This window comes from Pseudomonas sp. Root71 (assembly GCF_001429045.1).
Classification (GTDB): domain Bacteria; phylum Pseudomonadota; class Gammaproteobacteria; order Pseudomonadales; family Pseudomonadaceae; genus Aquipseudomonas; species Aquipseudomonas monachiensis.
On record NZ_LMHY01000026.1, the window covers coordinates 373,545 to 399,742 of the forward strand.

The window sequence follows — 26,198 nt, forward strand, 5'->3', positions numbered from 1 at the left end:
ATTGTTGTTCGGGTGCCGGCTCAAAAGACCAGAGCCAAAAAACACAGCCAGATGGCGGATGCGTTTTCGCGCAGGGCCTCTTTTTAGCCCATCGGCCCGTTGCAATCCAGAGGCGCGGGCGATTATGCCCCAAGAGCCGGCCCAGAAGGTTTCACGGTCGGTTTTTTCATGAAATGCACAAGGGAGCATCATCCTGATGAATGTAAGTCCAACCTACCGCTCGCGTTTGCAGGTCGTCACGCTGCTGATGCTGGCCTCGTTGCTGACCGCCTGTGGCATCAACAACATCCCTACCCTCGACGAACAGGCCAAGGCCGCCTGGGGCCAGGTGCAGAACCAGTATCAGCGGCGCGCCGACCTGATTCCCAACCTGGTGGAAACCGTCAAGGGCTATGCGGCCCACGAGAAGGAAACCCTGACTGCCGTCATCGAGGCCCGGGCCAAGGCCACGTCGATCCAGGTGGATGCCTCGACTCTGGATGATCCGGAAAAACTCAAGCAGTACCAACAGGCCCAGGATCAGCTCAGCGGCGCCTTGAGTCGTTTGATGGTGGTCTCCGAGCGTTATCCGGATCTCAAGGCCAACCAGAACTTCCTCGCCCTGCAATCGCAGCTTGAAGGCACAGAGAACCGCATCAGCGTGGCCCGTCGCGATTTCATCCTCGCGGTGCAGAAGTACAACACCGAGATCCGCACGTTCCCCGGTCGCCTGTGGCACACCGTGATGTACAGCGACCTGCCGGTACGCGAGACCTTCGAAGCCACGCCGGGTTCGGAAAAGGCCCCCGAGGTCAAATTCTGAATCAACCCTGTAGGAGCTGCCGTAGGCTGCGATCTTTTGACTTTGATTTTTTCGCGAGCGCTAAAGGTCAAGATCAACAGATCGCAGCCTGCGGCAGCTCCTACAGAGCCAGGCTTGGAACGGAAGAGGTTGCCAATGCGTGTGTTTAAAACGGTCCTGTTGCTGTTGTTGTGGGTGGTGGCGATCGCTGCCCGGGCCGAGCTGAACTTTCCGGCGCTGACCGGGAGGGTGGTCGACAATGCGCAGATGATCGAGCCATCGGTGCGCCAGCAGCTCACCCAACAACTTCAGGCTCATGAGCAAGCCACCGGCGAGCAGCTTGTGGTCGTGACGTTGCCGGATTTGCAAGGCACCGACATCGCCGACTTCGGTTATCAACTCGGGCGCCACTGGGGCATCGGGCAGAAGGACAAGAACAACGGTGCCCTGCTGATCATCGCCCGGGACGAGCGCCGGCTGCGTATCGAAGTCGGTTACGGCCTGGAGGATCGCCTGACCGATGCCCAGAGTTCGGTGATCATCAACCAGGTCATCACCCCGTCATTCAAGACCGGCAATTTCAGTAAAGGCATCAGTGACGGCGTAGCGGCGATGCTGGTGGTGCTGGGCGGCAACCCCCTGGACGAACCCTCCACGGCGTATGAATCCAGAGGCGATCCGGGGGAGGATTTCATCGCGCGGCATCCCGGGTTGTTCGTGTTTTTGGTGATGTTATTCATCCTGACTGTTTTTGTGTGCCAGATGCTCGGTATCCTTCCTGCCGGCCGGGGCGGCTCCGGTGGATCCGGGGGCGGCTTTGGCGGTGGTGGATTTGGCGGCGGCGGTGGAGGGGGAGGTTTCAGTGGCGGCGGGGGCAGTTTCGGCGGGGGCGGTTCGTCCGGCGGCTGGTGATAATAAAAACGAGCAGGCACTTCACGACATGGCATTACTGACTGAACACGAACAACGCAAGGTGGCCGAGGCCATTGCCCGGGTCGAGCGCGAGACCGACGCAGAACTGGTGACCGTGCTCGCGGCCCGCGCCGACGACTATGCGTACATCCCGTTGCTGTGGGCCAGCCTGCTGGCGCTGCTGGTGCCGGGCATCGTGCATTACTTCACCGGTTGGCTGACCCTGCACAGCCTGCTGCTGGTGCAGTGGGCCATCTTCATCGTGCTGTGCCTGGTGTTCCGCCTGCCGAAAGTCACCACCCATCTGGTCCCGCGCTCGGTGCGACACTGGCGCGCCTCGAACCTGGCGCGTCGGCAGTTCCTGGAGCAGAACCTGCACCACACCGAGGGCAGCACCGGCATGCTGATTTTCGTTTCCGAGGCCGAGCGTTATGTGGAGATCCTGGTGGATGAAGGGATTTCCAGTCGCCTGGACAACAAGAACTGGGACGCGATCGTCGCGACGTTCACCCAGCAGGTTAAACAGGGGCAGACGTTGCAGGGCTTTGTCAGTTGCGTCGAGGCCTGTGGCGAGTTGCTCAAGGTGCATGTGCCGGTGACCCATGTGCGCAACGAGCTGCCGAATCGTCTGGTGGTGTTGGGTTAAGCCAGGGCTTCATCCACTTTTGTAATGCGCCGCGACACAGTTGCGGAGCGTTGTCCGCCGCGGAGCTTGTCTTCAACATCTCTCTCATGGTGCGCGCCCTGCGATGGGCGTTCTGTATAGAGGGAGTTCTTATGAAAACGCAACAATCGCTGGATACCCGGGTGGAGGATGCACCCGCAAACGCAATGTTTACTCCGCGAGTGCAACTGACAACGAAAGAGACACAAGCCCTGGAGTGGTGCCTCAAAGGCAAGACCACCTGGGAGATCGCCAGGATTCAGAGTTGCTCGGAATCCACCATCAACTTCCACTTCTCCAATATCCGTCGCAAGTTTGCCGTCAGATCTCGCAACGCTGCCGTGTTCAAAGCGCTGGAGTCGGGAGCCATCACTGTTGATCCATCGCAGTCGCGAGATAATCCATGAGCCTGACTGATTCGACCTACAACAGTATCAGCGGACTCATGGTGGGGTTGGGTATTGCGACGTTGCCGGTTATCAATGGAGAAGTCCTGTTCGGCGCGACGCTTGGCGCGTGGCTGGTCACGACCACTCGCGCCAACTTCAAGGCCTGGCAACGCATCGGTTCCTGGCTGTTGTCGGCGGGTGTCGGTTACCTGTTTGCCCCGGTCGCCCAGCCACTGGCGCCTTTTCTGACCGCCGGTGTGACGGCCTTCCTGTGCGCGCTGCTGGTTATTCCCATCAGCATCAAACTCATGCAGTGGATCGATGGCGCCGGCCTCGGTGACATCCTTCGTCATCTCAGAGGGCGAGGGCAATGACCTTTGAGATGGCGGCCCTGGTGTGGGTGACGGGGGTGGCTCACCTGATCAGTGCGTTCAGGCTGGCGTGTTACCAGCGCGACGAGCTGCGTTACAGCTGGCGCGACAGGATATTGATCAGCTTGTGTGGCGCAGTGTTTTGCCATGCCGGCATCGATGTATTGCTGACATTCCTGCCGGTGAGCCCATGGCATGCAGGGGTGAGTGTTTTTTCATGCGTAATGATTGTTCGCAGTAGTGGCAACATTATTGTTTTGTGGCATGCCTTCAAGCATTGAAGCGTCGGACTTCAAGTCAGGTTTTGTTCGAGTGTCCAAGTGTTGCCAGGATGGCGGCCATTTCCGAAAGTTGCGTTTCCAGATCCCTCAGGCGTCGCTTTTCCTCCAATGCGCTTTGTATTGCGCAGCGGTCATCCTCATCAAGCAATCGCCACAGCGAAAGGATGGTGTTTTCCTGTGTTGTTGCAGTTTCCGCAACATTTGCAGTCGCGTTGACATGGGTTTGCCGCAGCATCGGCCCATCGCCCAGCAGCAACCAGTCAAGGGAGATGCCGCGAGCTTGTGCAATGTCTACGCATAATGAGTATGGCGTGCTGTCACGGCCTTTCCAGCTACTGAGTGTCTGGGGGCTGATCTGTAGTGCAGTAGACAGGGAAGCGTCAGTTTTTGTACCCGTTACTTGCTTCAGGCGGGCCAAAACAGCTTGTGATTTTTTGCTACGCAATTTGAGCCTCTTCCTTTTGACATATGCTTTTTGAGTGCTTAACGTATGCGTAATGAGTACTTTTTTTCTTGTAAGTAATCAATCATCAACTATGAATCAGAAGAATACGATGTCGAAACTTCCTAATGGTATCAGGGTGATTTCCTACGAGCTTGGCTCGTATCTATTACGTGTCCGCCCGTTGCACTTCCTTTTGTCTGGCGGACGTTATTTGCAGCACCGGACTTTTACGAATTGTGTTTCAAACAGTATTGCGTTTGATCAATTCGATTACCACCGGATGGCCCAAGGGAAACATATATGAGTACTTACAAGATGGTGTGCCCGCACTGCCTGAGCAGGATGCGCATACGTACCAGCGAAGGACGGCATATTTTCCTGCGGGTGGCGTACCTGCAATGTACGTCGGAGGCCTGTGGCTGGTCGGTGCGGGCCGAGTTCGAAATGACCCATGAGCTTTCCCCCAGTGGCATGCCCAACCCGGCCGTGCATTTGCCGTGCGCCGGGCCTGATTTGCGCCGCGCCGCGAAGCCTGTCGCCGAGAGTGCTCCGGCGGCGCAAGCGCAACAGGAGCCTTGAGCATGAAGGAGGTTGATGAACAGGCCCATTTGAATGCGGAACTATTGGCCATAGCTCAGGCGTTTCTGGCCCGTCATGAAGGCGAGGGTGTGATTGATGATCAAGTGTTGTTCTGCCGTGCGGTGAGGCATTTGCAGAGTCTGGATATGCCGATGCACCAGGCGGAGCGGCTGGTCAGCCACGCGTACGGATTACTCAAGTCCAGCAACGATCGCCGACGTCTGGATCTGGCTGCAAGCTCCGAAACTGTCGCCGTGGTCACTGATCCGGTCAACGGTCTGACGTGGGCGGTGCCGGTCGGATTGATCGTCAAGTTCGTCATCAACTCGCCGACCAACCGCAAACTTCGACTGGTGGAGCCATGATGTAGCGATGGTTGGATTCAGGTCCCGATCGGCGGGAACGGGGCCTGGCGCAAAATTACTCCGTGCCCAAAACACTCGTCCCCCCTAAAATACCCGGCATTCCCCGATTCGTATTGCCGAGGCCGTTTTTCCATGTCCGTCACCGCCACTCCCGCCAGCCTCGCGCCGGATCATCACGCCCAGTTCATCGACCTGCTGCAATCGAGCCTGGAGCACAACGCGTTCATCAAACTGGTGCTGGCCAAGTACGTGGGCGATGAAACGGACCTGCAGCGGATCATCATCAAGCCGGTGACGGTCAAGGCGCAGCCATGCCTGTCCTTCGTCTACCGCTACAAGACTCGCGATATCACCAAGAACCTGCCGCTGGCCGAAGGCGTGGCGAGCATTGCCGGGCTGCTGCCGGCGTCGTTCAAAAATGCGCATTTGTTGTCGTTGACCGACGAAGCCCAGCTCGAATACAGCAAAAAGGGCAAGTCATCGCTGTTCAAGAGCCAACCTCAGCAATTGCGCGAAGTGCCATCGGCCGAGCACAACCGTGAGAAAAACCGTTTTCTTGACCTGAACCGGCCGTTTCTCGCCGACCTGGGTGTGACCAACAAGCAGCATGAGCTGATCCCGGCGATGTCGCGCAAGTGGAAGCAGATCAACAAGTTCATCGAAGTGTTCAGCCATGCGCTGACGTCGTCACCCCTGGCGCTGGACAAACCGGTGCGTGTGGCGGACTTCGGATCGGGCAAGGGCTACCTGACCTTCGCCATCCACGATTACCTGCGCAACACCTTGAAGGCCGAAGGCGAGGTGACCGGCGTCGAACTGCGCGAAGACATGGTCAGCCTGTGCAACACCGCCGCCGCCAGGCTTGAACACCCCGGCCTGGTGTTCAAGTGCGGTGACGTGCGCAGCGTGGCGCCGAGCGAGCTGGACGTGATGATCGCCCTGCATGCCTGCGATATCGCCACTGACTATGCGATCCACACCGGCATCCGTTCCGGCGCTTCGATCATCATGTGCTCGCCGTGCTGCCACAAACAGATCCGCCTGCAAATCCAGAGCCCGGCGCTGCTCAAGCCGATGCTGCAGTACGGCTTGCACCTGGGCCAGCAGGCCGAGATGGTCACCGACAGTTTGCGCGCGTTGTTCCTTGAGGCCTGCGGCTACGAGACCAAGGTGTTCGAGTTCATCTCGCTGGATCACACCAACAAGAACAAGATGATCCTGGCGGTCAAGCGCGCCGAGCCGGTGGACCCGGCCCAGTTGCTGGCGAAGATTCAGGAGTTGAAGGATTTCTATCACATCAGCGAGCATTGCCTGGAAACATTGCTGCGCGCTGACGGTTATTTGAGCTGACCCAAAAAAGATCGCAGCCTGCGGCAGCTCCTACAGTGGTCCTGTGCATTCGTAGTAGCCGGTTGTTACCCACCCCACCGGATAAGGACTACCTTGAATACTCCTGCACGCCCACTTCCAGAGGAGTTCTCCCCATGGCTGCGAAAAAAATTCTGATGCTGGTCGGTGATTACGTCGAAGACTATGAAGTGATGGTGCCGTTCCAGGCATTGCTGATGGTCGGCCACACGGTACACGCCGTTTGCCCGGACAAAGCCGCCGGCCAGACCGTGCGCACGGCGATCCATGACTTTGAAGGCGACCAGACCTACAGTGAAAAACCCGGTCACCTGTTTGCCCTGAACTTCGATTTCGCCAAGGTCAACGCGGCCGATTATGATGCGGTGCTGATTCCGGGCGGACGCGCGCCGGAGTACCTGCGCCTGAACGAAAAAGTCCTGGAACTGGTGCGCGCGTTCGACAAGGCCGGCAAGCCGATCGCTGCCGTGTGCCATGGCGCGCAGTTGCTGGCGGCCGCGGGTGTTCTCGAAGGTCGCGAATGCAGCGCTTATCCGGCCTGCGCTCCGGAAGTGCGGCTGGCGGGCGGTACGTATATCGATATTCCGGTGACGGACGGCCATGTCCAGGGCAATCTGGCCACGGCTCCGGCCTGGCCTGCGCACCCGAACTGGCTGGCCGGTTTCCTGGGATTGCTGGGTACCAAAATCACGCTGTAACGAGGCCGTGTCCATGTGCGAGCTGTACGTCAAAGCCGACCCGATACTCTATGAATCGCGCTCCCGCTCTCTGCGCATCTGCGGGGTGGTCACCACCCTGCGGCTGGAGAATCAGTTCTGGGACATCCTCAGCGAAATCGCCGAGGTCGACGGCATGACCACCAATCAGTTGATCGCCAAGCTGTATGAAGAGGTGATGGACTACCGCGGCGAGGTGGTCAATTTCGCGTCGTTCCTGCGGGTGAGTTGTACGCGGTATTTGAGCCAGCGACGGACGTCGGCGCCAGAGCTGTCGGTGGTGCGGGCAGTGGTGAAGTAGTGAAAACTGCCGTTCAGGCGACAGAAATCCCGGCTTGGTCTTTACTGTGAAGCGCGAAACCTCTCAATCGCCAAGGAGAAACAGCATGTCCGGATGGTATGAAGTGAGCAAAAGCAGCAATGGCCAGTTCAGGTTTGTCCTCAAGGCAGCCAACGCCGAGACCATTCTGACCAGCGAGCTGTACACCACCCACGCCGCCGCCGACAAAGGCATCGCCTCGGTCCAGGCCAACAGCCAGCTGGATGAGCGCTACGAGAAGAAAACCACCAAGGATGGCCACCCGTATTTCAACCTCAAGGCGGGTAACCACGAGATCATCGGCAGCAGCGAGGCCTATTCCTCTGATGCCGCCATGGAGAAAGGCATTGCCAGCGTGAAAACTAATGGCCCGAGTAAAGTGGTCAAGGACAAGACCTTGCCGGTGCTTTGAACGCTACCTTCACATCCAGTACAAATCCTGTGGGAGCGAGCTTGCTCGCGATGGCGGTCAGACAATCAACATCTGTGTTGAATGTAATGGCCTCATCGCGAGCAAGCTCGCTCCCACAGGGGTAATGCGATCCGACAATGGCGCCAGCCGCGTCGCCGCTAAACCTCGACAGGAACCGTGAGCTTCGTGCCGCCCAACGCATGGCTCTTGGAATCGAAGAACCGCAACTCAACCCCCGTCCCCTCAAACACCTTCGCGTAATGCCGCTTCTGATGCTGGATGAAGGCCTTGCTGCGCGGGTAAATCGAGATCGCCAGCACCTGCGGCTTTGCCTGGCGCAAGGCATGAATGATATGGCTGTCCTGCTCCCCCAGCGCATGGCCGAAGATGCACAGCGCCTGGCCGTGACCGAGTAGTTGCTCGTAGCAGAACGACAGATAGTCCGAACTGCGGATGGTCTTGAGCTTGTCCGCACTCGGCCCTTCGTTGACGAACAGCGGCACGTCGTCGAGGGTCTTGATCGTGTTGTTGATGGCGAAACTGCCCAGCAACGTGCCCTCGGTCGACATCAGCTTGCGCGCCGTACCGTCCTGGTTGCGCACCAGATGCAGACCGCCGTGCAGGTACAGCAAACGGGTTTTATCGGTGGCGGTGTCGCTCAGGTCGAAACCGGGCTCGGCCCCCTGGAACAGATCGCTGATCGCTTCTGGCCGGTGTTGCACTGCCCAGTAGTTGAGCAAGTCGTAGTTGGTGGTGAACACCGTGCGGTAACTGGTCAGTTCCTGATTGATGGTCGCCAGTGTCGAAGGCACCACCAGCCGCCACGGGATATGCACTGCATGCACGCTGTTGATCAGCGCTTCCTTGATCGCGTAGTAGCGATTGCGCGGGGCGGCGGAGCTGACGGCCAGGGCTTTGTTGACCCGACTGGTGGTTTTCAAGGCGCTCAGTACCTGCTCGAAACTGCGGGTCTGCATCGCATCGAACACGCTCAGCTCGGATGGGCTCAGGGGTTTTTCCTCTACGGTGCGGGCGTTTTCGAACAGCGACTCGTAGCCGAAATCGTCCCACACCGCGCGACTGGCACCGTTACCCACCAGCAAACCACTGAACGAAGCGGTGCTGCGCAAGGCGTTCCAGTCTTCAAGTTGAGCATCGACATCCTGGAAATCGGTCATTGCGGTCTTCGTCTCACGGCAAAAGGTCTGTGGGCGGCGACTTTATCACGACCGGTGACCGGACCACGGCACGACGCGGGTGAAGAACGCTATGCTGCGACTTCGCCTGAGCCGACTCGCCGAGTACCCGATGCTGCAAAAAAGCCTGATCCGCCGTCTCGACCTGATCACCCTGCAACTGTTCGTCGCCGTGCATGAAGAGGGTACGCTGACCCGCGCCGCCTCGCGCGAAGCGATTGCAGTCTCGGCGGCGAGCAAGCGCTTGATGGAACTGGAGGAGGCGCTGGGCATCAGCCTGTTCGTGCGCCAGGCCAAGGGCATGTCCCTGACGCCGGCCGGTGAAACCCTGCTGCACCATGCCCGGCAGATGTTGTTTAACGTCGAGAAAATGGGGCTTGAGCTGGGGGAGCACAGCCACGGTGTGCGCGGCTATGTGCGGATGCTCGCCAACCTGTCGGCGATCATTCAGTTTTTGCCCGAGGACCTGCGGGATTTTTCCGAACGTCACCCACAGGTCAAGACCGATCTCGAAGAGCGCCCCAGCTCCGGGGTGATTCAGGGGGTGCTCGACGGGGTGGCCGACTTCGGGATCTGTTCCATCGACAGTGACATCAAGGGCCTGCACAGCGTGCTGTATCGCCAGGACAAGCTGGTGGTGTTGATGCCGCCGTACCATTCATTGGCGGGCCGGTCGAGCGTGGCGTTCGCCGATACGCTGAGCAGTGATTACGTTGGCTTGCATGCCGCCAGTTCGATCAACATGCGCACCCACGCGGCGGCGCGCGAGGCCGGCAAGGTGCTGCGGGTTCGTATTCATGTGCCGGGGTTCGATGCGATGTGCCGGATGATCCAGGCCAACATGGGGATCGGCATTTTGCCGCACAGGGCTTATGAATTGTTTGGCCGGGCACTGGGTTTGCACGCGGTGCCGTTGACGGATGAATGGTCCGATCGGGCCTTGATCCTGGTGGTGCGCGATGAGGCGTTACTGTCGCCGGTGAGCAGGATGTTGTTTGAGCATTTGCGGGGGCCAGCCTGATAGTTCTTCGCTGACTAGGCCGGCCTCTTCGCGAGCAAGCCCGCGAAGGCGGCCCTGAGGTCGCGACAATCTCCCCGAGCGTTCGCATTTCGCGAACGCTCGTTGCCAACTGAAGGTTGGATTCCCGAGTCCCCTGTCCTCTAGCCTTGGCGCATATTCCAAGAACAAGAGGTACCCCGCGATGACTGCCCCCTTGAGTGCGATCAAAGTGATCGAGATCGGCACGCTGATCGCCGCGCCGTTTGCGGCGCGCATGCTGGCCGAGTTCGGCGCCGAGGTGATCAAGATCGAAGCCATGGGCCAGGGCGATCCCCTGCGCAAATGGCGCAAGCTGCATGAAGGCACCTCGCTGTGGTGGTACCTGCAATCGCGCAACAAGAAGTCCCTGGCGCTGAACCTCAAATCCCCCGAAGGCATCGAACTGGTCAAGCAACTGGCGACCAGCGCCGATGTGCTGATCGAAAACCTGCGTCCTGGCGCCCTGGAGAAACTCGGCCTGGGTTGGGACGTGTTGCACGCGCTCAATCCCAACCTCACACTGGTGCGGATCTCCGGTTACGGCCAGACCGGCCCGTACCGCGATCGTCCCGGTTTCGGTGCCATAGGCGAAGCCATGGGCGGGATTCGCTACACCACCGGTACCCCCGGTTCGCCGCCAGCGCGGGTTGGCGTGAGCCTTGGCGATTCCCTGGCGTCGCTGCACGCGGTGATCGGTGCGCTGATGTCGCTGCTAAGGGTCAAGACCGGGCAGGGCGGCGGGCAGATCGTCGATGTGTCCCTGGCCGAAAGCGTGTTCAACGTCATGGAAAGCCTGGTGCCGGAATACGACATGCTGGGCCATGTGCGCGAACGCAGCGGCGGCGCCTTGCCGGGCATCGCACCCTCCAACACCTACCTGACGGCCGACGGCGCCTACGTGGTGATTGCCGGCAACAGCGATCCGATTTACAAGCGCCTGATGCAAACCATCGGCCGCCCCGATCTGGCCGATGCGCCGGAATTCGCCCACAACGACGGGCGTGCAGCCAAGAGCAATCTGCTCGACGCCGCCATTACCCACTGGACCAGCAGCCTGCCCATCGACGAGGTGCTGACCGCCCTTGAAGCCGCCGAGGTCCCGGCCGGCCGCATCTACTCGGTGGCCGACATCGTCGCCGATCCGCACTATCAGGCGCGGGACATGCTGCTCAATGCCGAGCTGCCCGGTGGCGCCACGGTGAAGATGCCGGGCATCGTGCCGAAACTCTCCGAAACCCCCGGCGGCGTGAATTGGTCCGGTCCCGGTTTGGGTCAGCACACCGACGGCATCCTCGCGCAATTGGGCCTGACCGCGATGGACATCGAACGCCTGAAAGTCGAAGGAGTGGTGCAATGATCAGCGATTATTCCGACAGACTGATCGTGCAGGAAGTGTCCCCGCGCGACGGATTGCAAATCGAGCCGACCTGGGTTGAAACCGACGACAAGATTGCCCTGATCGATCAACTGTCGCAGGCCGGATTCAGCCGCATCGAAGCCGGTTCGTTCGTGTCGCCCAAGGCCATTGCGGCGCTGCGCGATGGCGAACTGGTGTTCAAGGGCATCGCCCGGCAACCGGGGGTGATCTACGTCGCGTTGATCCCCAACCTGAAGGGCGCGCAACGGGCGCTGGCGTGCCGTGCCGATGAGCTGAACCTGGTGATGTCCGCCAGCCAGACCCACAACCTGGCGAACATGCGCATGCGCTGTGAAGATTCGTTGGCCGCGTTCGGCGAGATTGTGCAATTCGTTGGCGACAGTCCTGTGCGACTCAACGCCAGCATCGCCACCACCTTCGGCTGCCCGTTCGAGGGCAAGATCGATGAGGACCGCGTACTGCAAATCGTCGAGGCCTATCAGGAACTCGGCATCCAGGGCATCACCCTGGCCGACACCACCGGCATGGCCAATCCGCGTCAGGTCGACCGCTTGGTGCGGCGAGTGTTGCAGCGTGCATCGCCAGTGGACCTGACCCTGCATTTTCACAATACCCGCGGCCTTGGGCTGTGCAACGTGCTGGCTGCCTATGAGGCCGGTGCCCGACGCTTCGACGCGGCTCTCGGTGGCCTAGGCGGCTGCCCGTTTGCGCCGGGGGCATCGGGAAACATCTGCACCGAGGATCTGGTGAACCTGTGCGATGAAGTCGGTATTCATACCGGCATCGATTTGCCGCTGCTGCTGAAACTGTCCCGGGGACTGCCGGCACTGCTGGGTCATGAAGTACCGGGGCAACTGGCCAAGGCCGGGCGCAATTGCGATTTGCACCCGATCCCCACCTGACACCGCAGAGCCCCTGTGGGAGCGAGCTTGCTCGCGATGACTGAGTCACAGTCAACATCAATGTTGGCTGACCCGACGCAATCGCGAGCAAGCTCGCTCCCACAGTAAAAGCACTACCGCTGAGATACTCAACCAGACAACAAAAACAATCGGACACCCACGGGAAGTCCGCCTGGAGAACTGCAATGAGCCTTAAAGCACTGGAGGCCGGCGCAAACACGGCCGTTAGCCACGACGAAGAAAAAGCCCTGGTCAGCAAAGTCGCCTGGCGCCTGATGCCGCTGATCATGGTCTGCTACCTGTTCGCCTTTTTCGACCGCATCAACATCAGCTTCGCCAAGTTTCAACTGCAGGCCGACCTGAGTCTGAGCGACACCGCTTACGGCCTCGGTGCCGGGTTGTTTGTGGTCGGTTATGTAATTTTCGAAGTGCCCAGCAACATGATGCTGTACAAGGTCGGCGCCCGGCGCTGGATCGCCCGGATCATGATGTCCTGGGGCCTGGCCACGGCGCTGATGGTGTTCGTCAACAGCGAATGGCAGTTCTACGTGCTGCGCTTCGTGATCGGCGCGATGGAGGCCGGTTTTGCCCCGGGCGTGCTGTATTACCTGACGTTGTGGTTCCCGCAGCACTATCGCGGGCGCATCACCTCGATGCTGTTCCTGGCGTCGGCGTTCGCCGGCCTGGTGGGCGCGCCGTTCTCGGGCCTGGTGCTGCAACACCTCGACGGCGTGCTGCAAATGCGTGGCTGGCACTGGTTGTTCCTGCTCGGTGGCGTGCCGTGTATCGGCCTCGGTTTGCTGGTGCTGACCCTGCTCAAGGATCGCATCGAAGATGCCCATTGGCTGACTTCATCGGAGAAGACCCTGCTGGCCAGCCGCATCGCCCGGCATGAGCCGCACAAGAGCGGTGGATCGCTGCTCGCAGCGCTGCGGATTCCGGGTTTCCTGACCTTGGGCCTGATCTATTTCCTGATTCAGGTGGCGTCCTACGGCTTGAATTTCTGGGCGCCGCAACTGATCCGCAGCGCCGGTACCGAGAGCCCGGTGATGATCGGTTTGCTGACGGCCATCCCATACATCTGTGGTGCCATCAGCATGGTGGTGATCGGACGCCTGTCCGATGCTACTGGCGAGCGACGCAAGTTTGTCGCCGGTCTAGTGGCGGTCGGTGCGATCGGGTTCTTCTGCGCGGGAATCTTCGCCAACCACACGACTTTCCTGATTGTCGCGCTGGGCCTGCTGGGTGCCGGGATCATCGCCTCCATCCCGAGCTTCTGGACCCTGCCGCCGAAACTGCTGGCCGGTGCCGGTGCGGGCGCTGCGGGCGGGATCGCGGTGATCAACACCCTGGGCCAGTTCGGCGGCATCGTCAGCCCGGTGATGGTCGGCCGGATCAAGGACCTGACCGGCAGCACCACACCGGCGCTGTATGTCATTGGTGTCTGTGCGTTGATCGCGGTGGCGCTGTTGCTGTGGGGGCTGCCGCAGAAGTTGCGCACACTCGACAAGTTTTAAAAGATCGCAGCCTTCGGCAGCTCCTGCTCGGACCACGCATCCCCGTAGGAACTGCCGGAGGCTGCGATCTTTTGACCTTCAAGAAGTCGCTGTCATCGCTTTTTGCGCCGCGTCACTGAACTGAATCAACACCACCCCGGCCATCAACAGCACCACCCCAACCACCTTTGGCAAAGTGACCTGTCGCTCCACCAACCCAAACCAGCCGTAGTGATCCAGCAACAGCGACGCCACGACTTGCCCCGCCAGCGCCAATGCCATGAACCCCGCGGCACCCAGCTTGGGCAGCAGTACCAATGCCAGGGAAATAAAGATCACCCCAAAAGCGCCACCGGCCCACATCCAGAGCGGAGCCTTGCTGATGAATGCCAGTGACGGCAATGGCAAGCGCATCGCAACGATGATCGGCAGCAGCACGATAACGCTCACCAACAGCGAAGCGAGCGTCGCCCACAACGGATGGCCCAACCCGCGTCCGAGGTTGACGTTGATCGCGCTCTGAAACGGCACCACCGCCCCGGCGATCATCGCCAGCCCTATCAGGCCGGCCCAATGCAACGTACTCATGATCGATCTCCAACAGGTTTTGCTGGACTCTAGGGTATTCGTCGCGCAGATTTAAATTCCGTTTTGTTATCCAGAACATGCAGCAAATGAATGATCTACGACGCATCGACCTCAATTTGCTGGTGATCCTCGACGCTTTGCTCAGCGAGCAGCACGTGACCCGGGCGGCCGAGCGTCTGCATTTGAGCCAGCCAGCAGTCAGCCATGCGCTGGCGCGCTTGCGTGACCTGCTCGGCGATCCGCTGCTGGTTCGCGCCGGTGCCGGCCTTGTACCGACTGCGCGAGCGCTGGAGCTGGTGGCACCGCTGGCCGAAGCCTTGGCCCAGGTGCAAGCGCTGCTGGCGCCGAACGCCTTCGATCCCGCGACCACCCGGCGGACCTTCCGCCTGGCGATGTCCGACTACGGCGCCGCCATTGTCTTGCCGGGACTGATCCGAACCTTGCGCCGCGAAGCGCCGGGCATCGACCTGCAAATCAGCCATGGCAGCCGCGAAAGCATGCTCGAAGGCGTGCTCAATGGTGACATTGATGTCGCCGCCGGGGTTTTCCCGGAAATGCCCAACGAATTGCGCAGCACCCCACTCTTCGAAGAGCACTACGCCTGCCTGGTGGACCGCAATAGCTTGCCCGCCGACGGTGGTCTCGACCTGCCCACCTACCTGGCTCGGCCCCATGTACTGCTGGAAATGCGCGGCAGCGGCACCCCGGAGATCGAACGCGCGCTGACCGCCTTGCGCGAACGCCGGCGTGTCGCCATCAGCCTGCCGCACTGGAACGTCGCCCCGCAGCTCATTAGCGGCACCGACCTGATCCTCACCGTCGCGTCGCGCGGCTTGCGCGATATTGGTGAGCCTTCATTGGTTGTCGTGCCGCCGCCGTTTCACATTCCGTCGTTCACCTTTGTGTTGGCGTGGCATAAACGGCGGGGTGGGGATCAGGCATTGAACTGGTTGAATGAGCGAGTCGTGCAGGGGGCCACCGCTGAAGAATTTCTGTCGCGATCAGGCAGCTGACAGTTGAAGACCTGATATAGACTGGTGGCCATTCACCATGCCGTTCATAAGGACTTTCCATGACCCCATCGTTGCTAATGGCCGTGCTTGCCTCGGGTTTTATCTACGGCATCACCCCGGGGCCGGGTGTGCTGGCAGTGTTCGGCATAGGCGCGGCCCATGGACGACGGGCCGGGGCGGGGTTTCTGTGCGGGCATTTGCTCGGCGATGTGGTGTGGTGCAGCACGGCGCTGATCGCGATTGTCGGTGCGCGGGAGATCGGCAGTACCGCGTTCGACGTGCTCGGAGTGCTCAGTGGCCTGTACCTGTTCTGGCTCGGCTGGCGTGCGGTGCGCGCCCGACGCAGCAGCGCGGATGCGCCACAGGGCCCGGCGCGACAGCCGTTCTGGCACGGCATTGTGTTTGGCTTGACCAACCCCAAGGCCTATCCGGTGGCGGTGGCAACGTTCACGGCATTGCTGTCGAGCCGCGCGGAACTGCTCAACTGGTCAATGCTGCCGGGGCTGATCGCACTGAGTTTCGTCGGCGGGTTGCTCGCCTACGCCATTCTCATTGGCGTTGTCGGTGCGCGGCGGGTGCGCAGCCTGTACCAGCGTCATGAATTGGCAATCACCCGGTTGTGCGGGGTGATGTTCATCGGTTTTGCCATCAACGCGTTGGTACATGCGTTGCCGGGGCTGATGCCGAACAAGGCTTGAACGAGATCACAAGGATGCAAGACTGACAGGGCAGGGATGATTGATGAGCGCTGTATTATCGGGACACCCACGCTGAACCATGGAAAACCGGAATTCCGCGCCGCTGGCGAGTTATATCGATCTGTTACTGGATGCCGTCTGTGCGGTGGATAAACAGGGCCGCTTCGTTTTTGTCAGCGCGGCGTGCGAGCGTATTTTCGGCTACAGCGCCGATGAGATGATCGGCGAGGCGATGATCGACATGGTGCACCCGGGCGACCGCCAGCGCACCCTCGACGCCGCCCGGGAAATCATGGACGGCGAGCCCAAGCTCAACTTTGAAAACCGCTACCTGCGCAAAGATGGCAGCGTGGTGCACATCCTCTGGTCGGCACGCTGGTCCGAGGACGATCAGTTGCGCATCGCGGTGGCACGCGACATCACCGAACGCAAGCAGGCCGAATCCCGGCAGGCAGCGTTGTATGCGATTTCCGAGGCTGCCCATGCGGCAGAGGATCTGCTGGCGTTGTTCAAACGCATCCACCTGATCATCGGCGAATGGTTGCCTGCACTGAATTTTTCCGTGGCGCTGTACGACGAACACTGCGCGCAGCTGAATTTCCCTTATCACGTCGATGACCACGAGCCTCAGCCCGAACAGCCCGGAACCATGACCGGGCGTCTGTGTGCCGAGGTAATCCGCACGGGGTTGCCGATCCTGTTGACCCCGGATCAGTACCCACCTCCCGCCGGCTTCGAAATGCTGCAGGACGAACAGAGCGCACCCTGTTGGTTGGGTGTGCCGCTGAATTCGCAAAACGGCACCATCGGCGCGCTGATCGTCAAAAGCATTCCGGGCGGCGAGCGCTACACCGAGCAAGACAAGGAACTGCTGCAATACGTCTGCGCCCAGGTCGCGACCGCCATCGAGCGCAAGCAATTGCACGCCCGCCTGCAACACATGGCCCAGTACGACCAATTGACCCAGTTACCCAACCGCGAGCTGCTGCGCGACCGGCTCAAGGTATCAATGCAAGCGGCCCGGGAGGACGGCGGGCGCATGGCGCTGTTGTACGTCGACCTCGACCGCTTCAAGCAAGTCAACGACACCCATGGCCACGCGGTCGGCGACATGTTGCTGCAAGCGGTGGCCAACCGGCTCAAGGGCTGCGTGCGGGAAACCGACACCGTGGCCCGCATCGGCGGTGATGAATTCGTGGTGTTGTTGCACAGCATTCACGCGGCGGACGATACCGATATCGTGGTTGAAAAAGTCCGTCAGGTCCTGGCCCAGCCCCTGCGACTGGACGGGCATAGCCTGAACATCCAGCCAAGTATCGGCGTCGCCCGATACCCCGATCACGGCACCGAAGAGAAGCAATTGTTCCGGCATGCCGACGAGGCGATGTACTGCGCCAAACGCGAGCATCACCTGCGACTCGTCTGAAAACCCGGGCACCGTTCGTCGTGGCATCCACGTAATTTTCTAAACCTTTTGGAGCGCGCAAATTCAGATTCTATGCGGGCGCAAGCTCGCCGCGACTACTACCAAGAGGAAGAGAATCATGCCTAATTCAAGAAACTCGAACTCGGGGAACTTCGCCAACGATCGAACGAAGGCCTCTGAAGCCGGTCGCAAGGGAGGGAAAACCACTACCACGACCGTCGATAAAGATCCGACGAAACCCGACATGGGTCGCAAGGGCGGTCAGAAATCCCGCTAAGGGGTTCAGGTGGTTTTGATTGAGAGGCGGGGGCGAAAGCTCCCGCTTGAATTTGAAGAGGAGGGCGCGACCATGAACCGGATGGCCACCCGATTATGTAGTACCAGTCTTGCCACGTTACTGGGCCTGTTTGCCAGCGGCGTCTTTGCCCAGTCGACTGCCGAATTCATCGACGAGGCCTCGGCAAAAGGTATCGCCGATATTGAAGCAAGTCGCCTGGCGCACCAGAAGGCCGAGTCCAAAGAGGTCAAGGACTACACCATTATCGTCATCAACGACCGTACCACCGCGAACCAGCACCTGGCGAAAATCGCCAAACAACTGGATATACCGGTCGCCCCCCGGGAAGAGATTGTCGAAAAGGCCAAAGCCCTGATGCCACAGGTCATGGACGGGGCGACCTACGACGAGGCCTATACCGCCAGTCAGGTGAAGACCACCCAGGAAGCCATCGATCAGTTGCAGCAGGAGGCGCAGACCACCGACGTGCCGCAAATCAAGGCATTCGCCGAAGAAACCCTGCCTAAATTGCAAAATCATCTGCAAATGGCCAAGGCGCTGCAAGCCAAAAGTTGAGCGCAAGATTTGAACATGAACGGCGCGGGGCTTGAGTCACGCGCCGTTTTTCTGTTCAGCACTGATCCAGATGTGGCTTGGGATTATGCGTTGGGTTTAGGCCATCGAGGTCGAACACCTGGTTCTCGCCCATGGCGCGGTAGTGCCTGCGCAGCGCCTCCAGTTGCTTGAGGTCCAACGCCTCAAGCCCGAGCATGGCCTTTTGCGCCTCCTTGTTCACCCGCAACAACTCATCGACTTTCAAGTGCAGGATGTCGGTGTCGCGGTTCTGCGTGTTCTGGATCAGGAACACCATCAGGAACGTGATGATGGTGGTCGAGGTATTGATGATCAGCTGCCACGTATCGTTGAAATGAAAAATTGGCCCGCTCAGCCCCCACAGGAAAATCAGGAGCAACGCGCTCATGAACGTCTTGGGGCTACCGGCCCAGAGGGCGAGTTTCTGCGCGATTTTTGCGAATTTCATGACCGAGTTCCTTTTGAGGGGGGCGCCTGATTTTTCAGACAGTGGCGGCGGGATGAAAATTCGGCTGGTGTTGCAACCCAATGAAGCGTGGAGGTGGGCAAGATCTTAATTTTGGGTGGGAATCTTCCTTTGTGTCGGTTTGTGTCTAGTATCAATGGCAGTCAAATTGCCAGCATGTGTTCACACGGATCGAAACCGGAAAAGAGGCTACTCATGGAATTCTTCGAAAAGTTAACAAGTCTCGCTGCCAAAGTTCGTTTGCAGAGCGCTGCCATTCAAACGGAAGAAGCGACCAAGAATGCTTTTGTCATGCCCTTTATCAGTACGGTACTGGGCTACGATGTTTTCGATCCGACGGAAGTGACACCTGAATTCGTTTGCGATATTGGAACGAAGAAAGGGGAGAAAATTGACTATGCAATCATGAAGGCTGGCGAGGTTCAGATCCTCATCGAGTGTAAAAAAATTGGTGAGCCGCTGCACATCAATCATGCCTCCCAACTGTTTCGCTATTTCCATGTCACCAGCGCTCGAATCTCCATTCTCACCAATGGCCAGGTTTATAAGTTTTTCACTGACCTGGACGCTCCAAACAAAATGGACGAGAAGCCATTCCTTGAACTCGACCTGCTGGATATCGACGAGTATTCCGTCCCAGAACTGGTGAAACTCACCAAATCTGCATTCGATGTGGAGTCGATTATCAGCGCCGCAGGTGAGCTGAAGTACGTCAGCCAAATCAAGAAGGTGATTGCTACTCAGGTCAGCAAGCCTGACGACGACTTTGTGAAAGTGTTTGCTTCTCGGGTTTACGACGGGGTGATTACTCAGAAGGTCCGCGAACAGTTCCATGAACTGACGAGAAAAGCTGTGGTGCAGTTTCTCAATGACCAAATCAATGACAGGCTCAAGTCGGCAATGAGTGGCACCATCCAGCCTGCGCTGGCCTCTTTACCAGTCGCTACTGGTGACACTGAACAACCCAATGTTCGAGATGAGTCGGAGGACAAGGTTCTGACGACATTGGAAGAGCTGGAGGGCTATCACATCGTCCGGGCTGTGGTTCGGTCGGTTGTTGATGCCAAGCGGATTGTTCAGCGCGACACACAGAGTTACTTTGGTATCCTGCTCGACGACAACAACCGTAAGCCGATCTGCCGACTGCACTTCAATCGATCACAGAAATATATCGGTATATTTGACGAAGAGAAGAATGAAACCCGGCATGCAATCAACTCCGTTGATGACATTTACGAGTACTCGGATCATTTGAAGAAGACTGTCGGGTATTACGATTAACGTTGTTATCCAGTAATTAAAAGAACCGGCCAATAGTGCCGGTTTTTTTGTTGAAGGGCTCATCGACGTTCTCCACCAAAGGTCAGGATAGGGCAACACCCTCCAGTCGAGGTATCGTAGCGATCCGGTTGCTGGTCTCGGCCAGAACGACATACCGACAGGAGAACGCAATGAGTTGGTCCGCCAAACAGTACGTCGCTTTTGAAGATGAACGCACCCGTCCCGCCCGTGACCTGCTGGCGGCCGTCCCCGCCGGAGACGTGCGCTCGGCCATCGATATCGGTTGCGGGCCCGGCAACTCCACCGAGTTGCTGGTGGAGCGCTTTGCCGATGCCAAGGTGCGTGGGCTGGACAGTTCCAGCGACATGATCGAAGCCGCTCGCAAGCGCTTGCCGCAAGTGCAGTTCGACATCGCCGACATCGACACCTGGAATGACAGTGGTCCCTTCGATGTGATTTTCGCCAACGCGGTGTTGCAGTGGGTGCCGGATCACGCGACTTTGCTACCGTCGCTGGTGAGCAAACTGGCGCCGGGTGGCAGCCTGGCCGTCCAGATGCCTGACAACCTGAATGAACACTCGCACCGCTTGATGCGCGAAGTCGCCGCTGATGGCCCATGGGTCGGCAAACTGGCAGGCGCCGCGGGGCAGAGGACTGAAATGGCCGATGCCAGTGGCTATTATTCGATATTGAAAGCCTGTTGCACCCGCGTCGATGTCTGGCGCACCACTTACCATCATCCGCTCGCAGGCGGCGCGTCTGGCGTGGTGGAGTGGTTCAAGGGCAGTGGCTTGCGGCCGTTTCTCGATCCGCTGGACGAGGCGGAACGGGCGCAGTATCTGAAGCAATATCAGGTTGCTATCGAGCGGGCGTATCCGGCCCTGGCCGATGGTTCGGTGCTGTTGCCGTTTCCGCGACTGTTTATCGTCGCAACTCGCTGATGCGCAAAGGGGACAGATGACCTTGAGAGTCATCTGTCCCATTTTTTGAGCGCTCGAGAAAATCACTACGACTTGTTCTTTTTTGAGCGTCGGGCGCTCAAATATTCAAACGCAAACGAGGCAAAGCCGAACAACCCGATCAATGAAATGATCATGATTCCCAACTCTGAATTGTGCATGTTGATCTCGGGGTGAAGGGTGAAGGGTGAAGGGTGAAGGGTGAGCCGGGAGCATAAGGGATCAACTGCCAGGCTCAACGCTGCACTACGGCCTCTTTACTCGCGAGCGATGATCTATACGCAAACGATATGAGCGTCTGGGTGGCGGCGAATAATGGCAACCTGTGGCGAGGGAGCTTGTCGGATCGCCGCACCGTCCCGTTGGACTGCGCAGCAGTCCCTTTCCGGGGTCGCTTCGCAACCCAGCGGGAGCAAGCTCCCTCGCCACTATCGCCCACGCTATCTCTTAACTGGCCGCGTTTGGCCGATGTGACGTCAGGACGGTTCTGCGTCCATTCGGCGAGCGATCACATCCAGTACATCGCAACCGTCACGCAAGGGCACACAGCACAGCAACGCAAAGTCACTGAGTACAACCGAGTCAGAGGTCAGGTCGCCGCGCATCGCGAGGTTTTCAAGAAGCTGCGTCACGGCGCGAATTCTGTAGCTGGCGGTGCTGAGCAGGGAGTGCAGGGGTTGGGTGGTATTGACATACAGGGAGGGAAGGTCGTCGGCATTGCTGGTTAAAGCCATGAACTCTTTCATGAGTGATTCCTTGAATTGAGGTGAACTACCACTCAGTGTCGCCAAACAATGGGTGGCAGCTGTACGCAGGTTGGCGAACCGGGACAAGGCAAACCGGCAGACCCATAGGTCTCCCACGCACAGCCACCATAAACAGGTAGCCAAGTGCGTTCAGAAACGCTCCGAGATAGCTCGGAGGTTTCTATGCTTTGCCATCGAGTCGCCAAACCCGATACGCCATTTGGGCGCGATCGGACTATAGGTCTCATGGCAAAGGCACAGCAATGCGCAAGTGTACGGACAATTCCCAGTGTCGTGTAGGACGTTGCTTTTTCTGGCGTTGATCTCCGTTGGGCCTTTAAAAGTGGGCGCTTAACACTAGCGTTGACAGGCGCATCACCAAATCTCGCGCACAAAAAAAACCGGTCACCCGGACCGGCTTTCTCCTGAGTTGCAGATGTAAGCTATCCAGTTCTACCGGAGATCACTCTTCACCGGCCCCCATCAATTGATCCTCAAACGCCGAACGCACTGCATCCACAACACGTTGCGCCATGCGCTCATCTTCAAGTATTGGGTACCCTTTTTTCAGCTTGCCGGAGACCTTCCAACCGTTTTCCTTGATCGAGCGGATGATGCGATTGGCATCCTGATCCGGCATCTCGAGCACTTCTTTGAGTTGTTCCTGCGCTCGCTGAAAGATCACCAGTACTCTGGCCTCATCTGCCATCTCCGTACGAATCGTATGTTCGACAACGCGTGCGGTGTAGAGAACGTGCTCGGTCAGGTCTGGGTACCGCCAGGCAAAGCTTGCGTCTACGTATTCATCGAAGTTGAAATTGCTAAGCGTTCCGTCCTCGTAGGTCTCCAGTTCGCCAAATCGATAGGCTGCCGCGTAACGGCGCATGAACGGTCGTGAGAATACTTCAAGCGTACGATCGTAGCCGGCCCTGAAGTCGATCGAGCTGGTGATCGTGGCTGACACGGGCAGGATCACTCCATCGGGCACTGCCTCGTCTCGTATCAAGGTGTCGTTGATCAGGAAGCGATGAATCCGGCCGTTACCGTCACGCATGGGATGGATGTACACGAAGCTGAATGCAAGCACTGCGGCACGTGCTACTGACTCCGCTCCACGTGTAGCTATCTCGAACTCGTTGAGGCCGTCCAATAACTGGGCAAGATCTTCAAAGTGCGGGGCAATGTAATGCACGATGTCCTCGCGCATTGTGGCCTGACCTACAAATACCGGGGAGCGCCGCAAGCCGAGCCCAATGGCATCTCGACCCAGAATGCCGGCTTGCAGGGAACGTAGGCTGTCATTGCTTAATGGGGCTTCGATATGGCCGCAGTGCTGGGCAATGACATGCGCAAAACGCTGGATACGATCAGCCTGGTCGGCCTCTTTTTCGATGAGAAAGCTGGCTCGCGACTCCTTGAACGTCAACCAACTGGCCGTACGCATCAAGATATCGGCACCAAAGGTTCGATCCAACTCCTTCAACGCCGCGCCGAGATCGAATTGCAGAGCCTCTTTGACTGCCGCCGTACGACGAACCAAAGGGCAAAAACCGGGCGTACCGGGCAGGTTGTTTTTGACTCGCCAACGTCGAACTCGTGGTGGTTCGCTACGGGTGAGGTAGTCCTGCGCAGAAAGTGCATCGACATAGCCACCGTTGGTTACATCCGGCACATCCAGGCTTAGCCCTGTCAGCCATTCGTAGAGAAACCCCGTGCGGCGAGCGTATTGGCCGAAAGGCTCCCGTTGGCACCAGGCTACGATAGGGGCGGGACCGGTCTTCGCAAACAGGCGGGCAAAGAATTCGAGATGAATCTCTTCGTACTTGAGGCCGAATTCGAAATGCCCTGAAAAATCGTCGGCAGGCCGGTAGCTTGGGGGATACTGATTCTGCGTATGCCCGCTACTTTCGCGACTGACACGTGTCGTGCCAATCGTCGATTCGACGCGCAGTGGCTGTGCCAGAGCGATGTCGTACTGGTTTGCGAGTGCCTTCAAACCGACCTGCATTGATGAAATCCTTTACTGGGGCGATAAAAACGCTAACAAATGCCTGATCCTACGCGAAAACGTTAATTTTGCGGAGGTGAAAAGGCTAACGGTCACCGAAATTCGCTAACAAATCCCCATCTTGCGAAAAAAACGCTAACGGGACTTTTATAGTAGTCGCTTCTGCGCAGGAGCACTTTGCGTATGGATGGGCACCAGGTAAGCCTTCTAAACGGAAAAGTTGCGGAAGGTTCGGATGAAGGGAACCCCCTATACCTGCGAGTCCCTCAAATTGCGGACATAAAAAAACCGGCCATCAAGGCCGGTTTTTTCTGTCTCTGCATCCCCGTCAAAACCACCCTGACGTGAGATCAAAATTCGATTGGAGCGGGTGAAGGGAATCGAACCCTCGTTATCAGCTTGGGAAGCTGGAGTAATGCCATTATACGACACCCGCTCAGAGCGGTGACTTTGTACCAGATACGGCCGCGAATTTGAAGTTTTTCTTTACGTGGAGCGGGTTTAACACGATATGACAAAAAGCCCGGACCCCATGACGGTCGATCGCGGGCAAACCTCGCGCCTGCAGAATACGTTTAACGCAGCAGGGCGGGGCTTGCTCGCGATGACGCTGTTTCAGATGGACAATGCATGGTGGTCCTGGACGTAGTGGTAACGCGGTCGGCTTTCATGCGGTGCCGGCTTCAGGAAGCCCATCAGTGCATTGCGGCTGTCCCGGCAAGCGGCTTTGTGTTCCATGTCGAGAAAGTGCCCGGTGGCCTGCAAGGTAGTGAAGGTGGCGTGTTGCACGTGATTGGCGAACAATCGGGCGCCATCGGCGGCGGTGTATTCGTCCCATTCGCCGTTCATGAATAACACCGGTACGTTGATTTTCTCCGCAGCTTTGAAAAAGCACTGGCGATCACTTTGCAGCAGGTCGTTGATGTGGAAGTGCATCTGCCCGTATTCATGCTCGGCCAGGGAACTGACGTGCCGATAATTGAAGCGTTTGAACAACGTTGGCAGGTGTTTGCCGATGGTGCTGTTCACCAGGTTGCCGACCCGGTCCCCGTCCCGGTTGCCGAGGTAATCCACGCCGCGCTCGAGGTAATCGAGCATATGCGAGTTGATTTCCGGGGAGAACGAGCTGATCACCGCTTTTTCAATGCGTCGCGGCTGTTGGGAAAGCGCGACCATGGTCGCGGCACCGCCCCAGGAAAACGACAGCACGTGTTCGGCGGCGAAGTGGTCGATCAGCTCAATAAGGATCTGCCCTTCGATTTCCTTGGTGAGCATTTTTTCATGCAGGTTGTGGGCTTTTGACCGGCCCGCGTAGGGCTGGTCGTAGCAGACGACGTTGAACTGCGGATGGAGGTTTTTCACGGTTTGTGCAAACGACGCAGTCGTGGCCATCGAGCCGTTGACCAAGATAATGGTCTTCTCTGCGGCGTCTGCGCGATAGAACTCCGTGTAAACCCGGTACTGACCCTGTATATCCAGCACAGCGATTTCTGGCCTCATGTCATAAGACTCCTGGCAAGCGGGTATGCGCGCAAATGAGATTGCACGAGCTTTGTGACAGGTAGGCATACGCCTGGAATTTGAGAGGCCCATGTCGATCCATTGCAGTCCGGTCGACGGGTATTGTTATTGGCGGGCAGTCTGCCGGATGAGGCCGGAACCCTTGGGTTCCTACCGGCAAAAAGTTTCTTAGAAGTATGGGGTGACTCGTCGGTCACATTTCGGCCGACGTCCTGATTCAAGCAGGGGTCACATCAATGCGCAAGTGCCTTTGGTAAATTGTTCGACAACTTCTGCTGAGCGGTCGCTGGCTTAGATCGATCCGATCTCTTCATCGCTCAGTGGGCGGTATTCGCCCGGTTTCAACGCGTCGTCGAGCAGCAGCGGCCCCATGCGTTCGCGGTGCAGGCGCATCACCTTGTTGTTGAAGTGGCCGAACATGCGCTTGACCTGGTGATAACGGCCTTCGACGATGCTCAGGCGCGCGCATTTTGGCCCGAGCAGCTCTAGCCCGGCCGGTTGCGTGGTGAGGTCTTCGAAGGCGAAGTACAGCCCCTGGCTGAACGTGATCGCGTATTCGGGGCCGATGTCCTGCTCGGTTTCGACGTAATAGACCTTCGGTAGCTTGGTCTGCGGTTGGGTCAGGCGCCGCGACCAGCTGCCGTCGTTGGTGATCAGCATCAGGCCGGTGGTATTGAAATCCAGGCGTCCGGCGATGTGCAGTTCGTCCTTGTCCGGTTCATGGATCAAATCGAGCACAGTCGGGTGTTGCGGATCCCGGGTGGCGCTGACGCAGCCGGCGGGCTTGTGCAGCATGAAGTGGCGCAGGGGTTTGCCGACTTGCAGCACCTCGTTGTCGACTTCGACGCGGCTGAATTCGCGGACTTCGCTGTGCGGGTCGCTGACGACGTTTCCGTCAACCCGGACGCGTTTTTCCACCAGCAACAGGCGTACTTGCTTACGGTTGAAGCACGGCAGGTTGCTGAGGAAGCGGTCGACACGCATGACTTAAGGATCGGTGAATAAAGG

General features: G+C 58.5%; 31 protein-coding genes and 1 tRNA gene. 23 read left to right on the plus strand and 9 right to left on the minus strand.

Annotated features, from left to right (window positions below; translation table 11 throughout):
- The first annotated feature begins 196 nt into the window (after positions 1-196).
- The 6 genes from ASD95_RS20180 (at position 197) to ASD95_RS20205 (ending at position 3,398) form a co-directional block, all read left to right on the plus strand.
- Positions 197-802, plus strand: a complete 606-nt coding sequence (locus ASD95_RS20180) for a LemA family protein (protein WP_056720761.1) — start codon at positions 197-199, stop codon at positions 800-802.
- Positions 803-937: 135 nt separating this feature from the next.
- Positions 938-1,693 carry a TPM domain-containing protein gene (locus tag ASD95_RS20185; protein WP_056720758.1) on the plus strand — a complete coding sequence of 252 codons (756 nt, stop codon included), beginning with the start codon at positions 938-940 and terminating at the stop codon, positions 1,691-1,693.
- Between the two features lie 28 nt (positions 1,694-1,721).
- Positions 1,722-2,339 carry a TPM domain-containing protein gene (locus ASD95_RS20190; RefSeq protein WP_056720756.1) on the plus strand — a complete coding sequence of 206 codons (618 nt, stop codon included), beginning with the start codon at positions 1,722-1,724 and terminating at the stop codon, positions 2,337-2,339.
- A gap of 131 nt (positions 2,340-2,470) precedes the next feature.
- The gene (locus ASD95_RS20195) at positions 2,471-2,764 is read left to right on the plus strand and encodes a helix-turn-helix domain-containing protein (RefSeq protein ID WP_082562879.1); all 294 of its coding nucleotides are present in this window, start codon (positions 2,471-2,473) and stop codon (positions 2,762-2,764) included.
- Positions 2,761-3,120 carry a putative holin gene (locus ASD95_RS20200; protein ID WP_056720754.1) on the plus strand — a complete coding sequence of 120 codons (360 nt, stop codon included), beginning with the start codon at positions 2,761-2,763 and terminating at the stop codon, positions 3,118-3,120. The genes ASD95_RS20195 and ASD95_RS20200 overlap by 4 nt, the downstream gene beginning before the upstream one ends.
- Positions 3,117-3,398, plus strand: a complete 282-nt coding sequence (locus tag ASD95_RS20205; RefSeq protein WP_056720752.1) for a phage holin family protein — start codon at positions 3,117-3,119, stop codon at positions 3,396-3,398. The genes ASD95_RS20200 and ASD95_RS20205 overlap by 4 nt, the downstream gene beginning before the upstream one ends.
- A gap of 16 nt (positions 3,399-3,414) precedes the next feature.
- Here the strand turns inward: ASD95_RS20205 and ASD95_RS28825 are convergent, their stop codons facing one another.
- Positions 3,415-3,843: a helix-turn-helix domain-containing protein gene (locus ASD95_RS28825; RefSeq protein ID WP_082562878.1), complete on the minus strand. Its 429-nt coding sequence runs from the start codon at positions 3,841-3,843 to the stop codon at positions 3,415-3,417.
- Between the two features lie 300 nt (positions 3,844-4,143).
- Between ASD95_RS28825 and ASD95_RS20215 the strand changes: the two genes are divergently transcribed.
- The 6 genes from ASD95_RS20215 (at position 4,144) to ASD95_RS20240 (ending at position 7,602) form a co-directional block, all read left to right on the plus strand.
- Positions 4,144-4,422 (plus strand): ogr/Delta-like zinc finger family protein, encoded by a 279-nt coding sequence (locus ASD95_RS20215; protein ID WP_056720750.1) that lies wholly within the window; start codon positions 4,144-4,146, stop codon positions 4,420-4,422.
- Between the two features lie 2 nt (positions 4,423-4,424).
- Complete coding sequence (locus tag ASD95_RS20220; RefSeq protein WP_056720744.1) at positions 4,425-4,787, plus strand: hypothetical protein; 363 nt, start codon at positions 4,425-4,427, stop codon at positions 4,785-4,787.
- Positions 4,788-4,919: 132 nt separating this feature from the next.
- Entirely contained in the window at positions 4,920-6,137 is a 1,218-nt protein-coding gene (locus ASD95_RS20225) for a class I SAM-dependent methyltransferase (RefSeq protein ID WP_056720742.1), read from the plus strand.
- A 134-nt stretch (positions 6,138-6,271) separates the two neighbouring features.
- Positions 6,272-6,853, plus strand: a complete 582-nt coding sequence (locus ASD95_RS20230) for a DJ-1/PfpI family protein (RefSeq protein ID WP_008051822.1) — start codon at positions 6,272-6,274, stop codon at positions 6,851-6,853.
- A 13-nt stretch (positions 6,854-6,866) separates the two neighbouring features.
- Positions 6,867-7,172, plus strand: a complete 306-nt coding sequence (locus ASD95_RS20235) for a ribbon-helix-helix domain-containing protein (RefSeq protein ID WP_008051823.1) — start codon at positions 6,867-6,869, stop codon at positions 7,170-7,172.
- Positions 7,173-7,257: 85 nt separating this feature from the next.
- The gene (locus ASD95_RS20240; RefSeq protein WP_056720740.1) at positions 7,258-7,602 is read left to right on the plus strand and encodes a YegP family protein; all 345 of its coding nucleotides are present in this window, start codon (positions 7,258-7,260) and stop codon (positions 7,600-7,602) included.
- A 158-nt stretch (positions 7,603-7,760) separates the two neighbouring features.
- Here the strand turns inward: ASD95_RS20240 and ASD95_RS20245 are convergent, their stop codons facing one another.
- Entirely contained in the window at positions 7,761-8,780 is a 1,020-nt protein-coding gene (locus ASD95_RS20245; RefSeq protein WP_056720738.1) for a DUF4917 family protein, read from the minus strand.
- 130 nt (positions 8,781-8,910) lie between these two features.
- Here ASD95_RS20245 and ASD95_RS20250 point away from each other — a divergent pair, with 130 nt between their 5' ends.
- From ASD95_RS20250 to ASD95_RS20265, 4 genes are all read left to right on the plus strand, one after another.
- Positions 8,911-9,819: a LysR family transcriptional regulator gene (locus ASD95_RS20250; protein WP_056722260.1), complete on the plus strand. Its 909-nt coding sequence runs from the start codon at positions 8,911-8,913 to the stop codon at positions 9,817-9,819.
- A 181-nt stretch (positions 9,820-10,000) separates the two neighbouring features.
- Entirely contained in the window at positions 10,001-11,194 is a 1,194-nt protein-coding gene (locus tag ASD95_RS20255) for a CaiB/BaiF CoA transferase family protein (protein ID WP_056720737.1), read from the plus strand.
- Positions 11,191-12,117, plus strand: coding sequence for a hydroxymethylglutaryl-CoA lyase (locus tag ASD95_RS20260; RefSeq protein WP_056720735.1), 927 nt, complete (start codon positions 11,191-11,193; stop codon positions 12,115-12,117). The genes ASD95_RS20255 and ASD95_RS20260 overlap by 4 nt, the downstream gene beginning before the upstream one ends.
- A gap of 185 nt (positions 12,118-12,302) precedes the next feature.
- Positions 12,303-13,634 carry an MFS transporter gene (locus tag ASD95_RS20265; protein WP_056720733.1) on the plus strand — a complete coding sequence of 444 codons (1,332 nt, stop codon included), beginning with the start codon at positions 12,303-12,305 and terminating at the stop codon, positions 13,632-13,634.
- A 78-nt stretch (positions 13,635-13,712) separates the two neighbouring features.
- On the opposite strand, the gene ASD95_RS20270 is transcribed toward ASD95_RS20265, so the two are convergent.
- Complete coding sequence (locus ASD95_RS20270; RefSeq protein WP_056720731.1) at positions 13,713-14,201, minus strand: DMT family transporter; 489 nt, start codon at positions 14,199-14,201, stop codon at positions 13,713-13,715.
- A 77-nt stretch (positions 14,202-14,278) separates the two neighbouring features.
- Here ASD95_RS20270 and ASD95_RS20275 point away from each other — a divergent pair, with 77 nt between their 5' ends.
- From ASD95_RS20275 to ASD95_RS20290, 5 genes are all read left to right on the plus strand, one after another.
- On the plus strand, positions 14,279-15,214 hold the full coding sequence (locus tag ASD95_RS20275; protein ID WP_056720729.1) for a LysR family transcriptional regulator: 936 nt from the start codon (positions 14,279-14,281) through the stop codon (positions 15,212-15,214).
- Positions 15,215-15,273: 59 nt separating this feature from the next.
- Complete coding sequence (locus ASD95_RS20280) at positions 15,274-15,912, plus strand: LysE family translocator (protein WP_056720727.1); 639 nt, start codon at positions 15,274-15,276, stop codon at positions 15,910-15,912.
- A 79-nt stretch (positions 15,913-15,991) separates the two neighbouring features.
- The gene (locus ASD95_RS20285) at positions 15,992-17,338 is read left to right on the plus strand and encodes a sensor domain-containing protein (RefSeq protein WP_056720726.1); all 1,347 of its coding nucleotides are present in this window, start codon (positions 15,992-15,994) and stop codon (positions 17,336-17,338) included.
- A 118-nt stretch (positions 17,339-17,456) separates the two neighbouring features.
- Positions 17,457-17,615, plus strand: a complete 159-nt coding sequence (locus ASD95_RS28830) for a KGG domain-containing protein (protein ID WP_082562877.1) — start codon at positions 17,457-17,459, stop codon at positions 17,613-17,615.
- A gap of 72 nt (positions 17,616-17,687) precedes the next feature.
- Positions 17,688-18,191 carry a DUF4142 domain-containing protein gene (locus tag ASD95_RS20290; RefSeq protein WP_056720724.1) on the plus strand — a complete coding sequence of 168 codons (504 nt, stop codon included), beginning with the start codon at positions 17,688-17,690 and terminating at the stop codon, positions 18,189-18,191.
- Between the two features lie 55 nt (positions 18,192-18,246).
- Here ASD95_RS20290 and ASD95_RS20295 read toward each other — a convergent pair whose 3' ends face one another.
- Complete coding sequence (locus ASD95_RS20295; RefSeq protein WP_056720722.1) at positions 18,247-18,657, minus strand: low affinity iron permease family protein; 411 nt, start codon at positions 18,655-18,657, stop codon at positions 18,247-18,249.
- A 213-nt stretch (positions 18,658-18,870) separates the two neighbouring features.
- On the opposite strand from ASD95_RS20295, the gene ASD95_RS20300 reads away from it, so the two are divergent.
- Both ASD95_RS20300 and tam read left to right on the plus strand, forming a co-directional pair.
- On the plus strand, positions 18,871-19,956 hold the full coding sequence (locus ASD95_RS20300) for a type I restriction endonuclease (RefSeq protein ID WP_056720720.1): 1,086 nt from the start codon (positions 18,871-18,873) through the stop codon (positions 19,954-19,956).
- Positions 19,957-20,126: 170 nt separating this feature from the next.
- Positions 20,127-20,897 (plus strand): trans-aconitate 2-methyltransferase, encoded by a 771-nt coding sequence (gene tam, locus ASD95_RS20305; protein ID WP_056720718.1) that lies wholly within the window; start codon positions 20,127-20,129, stop codon positions 20,895-20,897.
- A gap of 494 nt (positions 20,898-21,391) precedes the next feature.
- Here the strand turns inward: tam and ASD95_RS20310 are convergent, their stop codons facing one another.
- The 5 genes from ASD95_RS20310 to ASD95_RS20330 form a co-directional block, all read right to left on the minus strand.
- The gene (locus ASD95_RS20310; protein ID WP_007997797.1) at positions 21,392-21,661 is read right to left on the minus strand and encodes a hypothetical protein; all 270 of its coding nucleotides are present in this window, start codon (positions 21,659-21,661) and stop codon (positions 21,392-21,394) included.
- 463 nt (positions 21,662-22,124) lie between these two features.
- Positions 22,125-23,669: a Fic family protein gene (locus ASD95_RS20315; protein ID WP_056720715.1), complete on the minus strand. Its 1,545-nt coding sequence runs from the start codon at positions 23,667-23,669 to the stop codon at positions 22,125-22,127.
- A 362-nt stretch (positions 23,670-24,031) separates the two neighbouring features.
- Positions 24,032-24,105: transfer RNA gene (locus ASD95_RS20320), tRNA-Gly, on the minus strand.
- Positions 24,106-24,284: 179 nt separating this feature from the next.
- Positions 24,285-25,169, minus strand: coding sequence for an alpha/beta fold hydrolase (locus ASD95_RS20325; protein WP_056720712.1), 885 nt, complete (start codon positions 25,167-25,169; stop codon positions 24,285-24,287).
- A 312-nt stretch (positions 25,170-25,481) separates the two neighbouring features.
- The gene (locus tag ASD95_RS20330) at positions 25,482-26,174 is read right to left on the minus strand and encodes a pseudouridine synthase (protein WP_056720710.1); all 693 of its coding nucleotides are present in this window, start codon (positions 26,172-26,174) and stop codon (positions 25,482-25,484) included.
- Between the last annotated feature and the right edge of the window lie 24 nt (positions 26,175-26,198).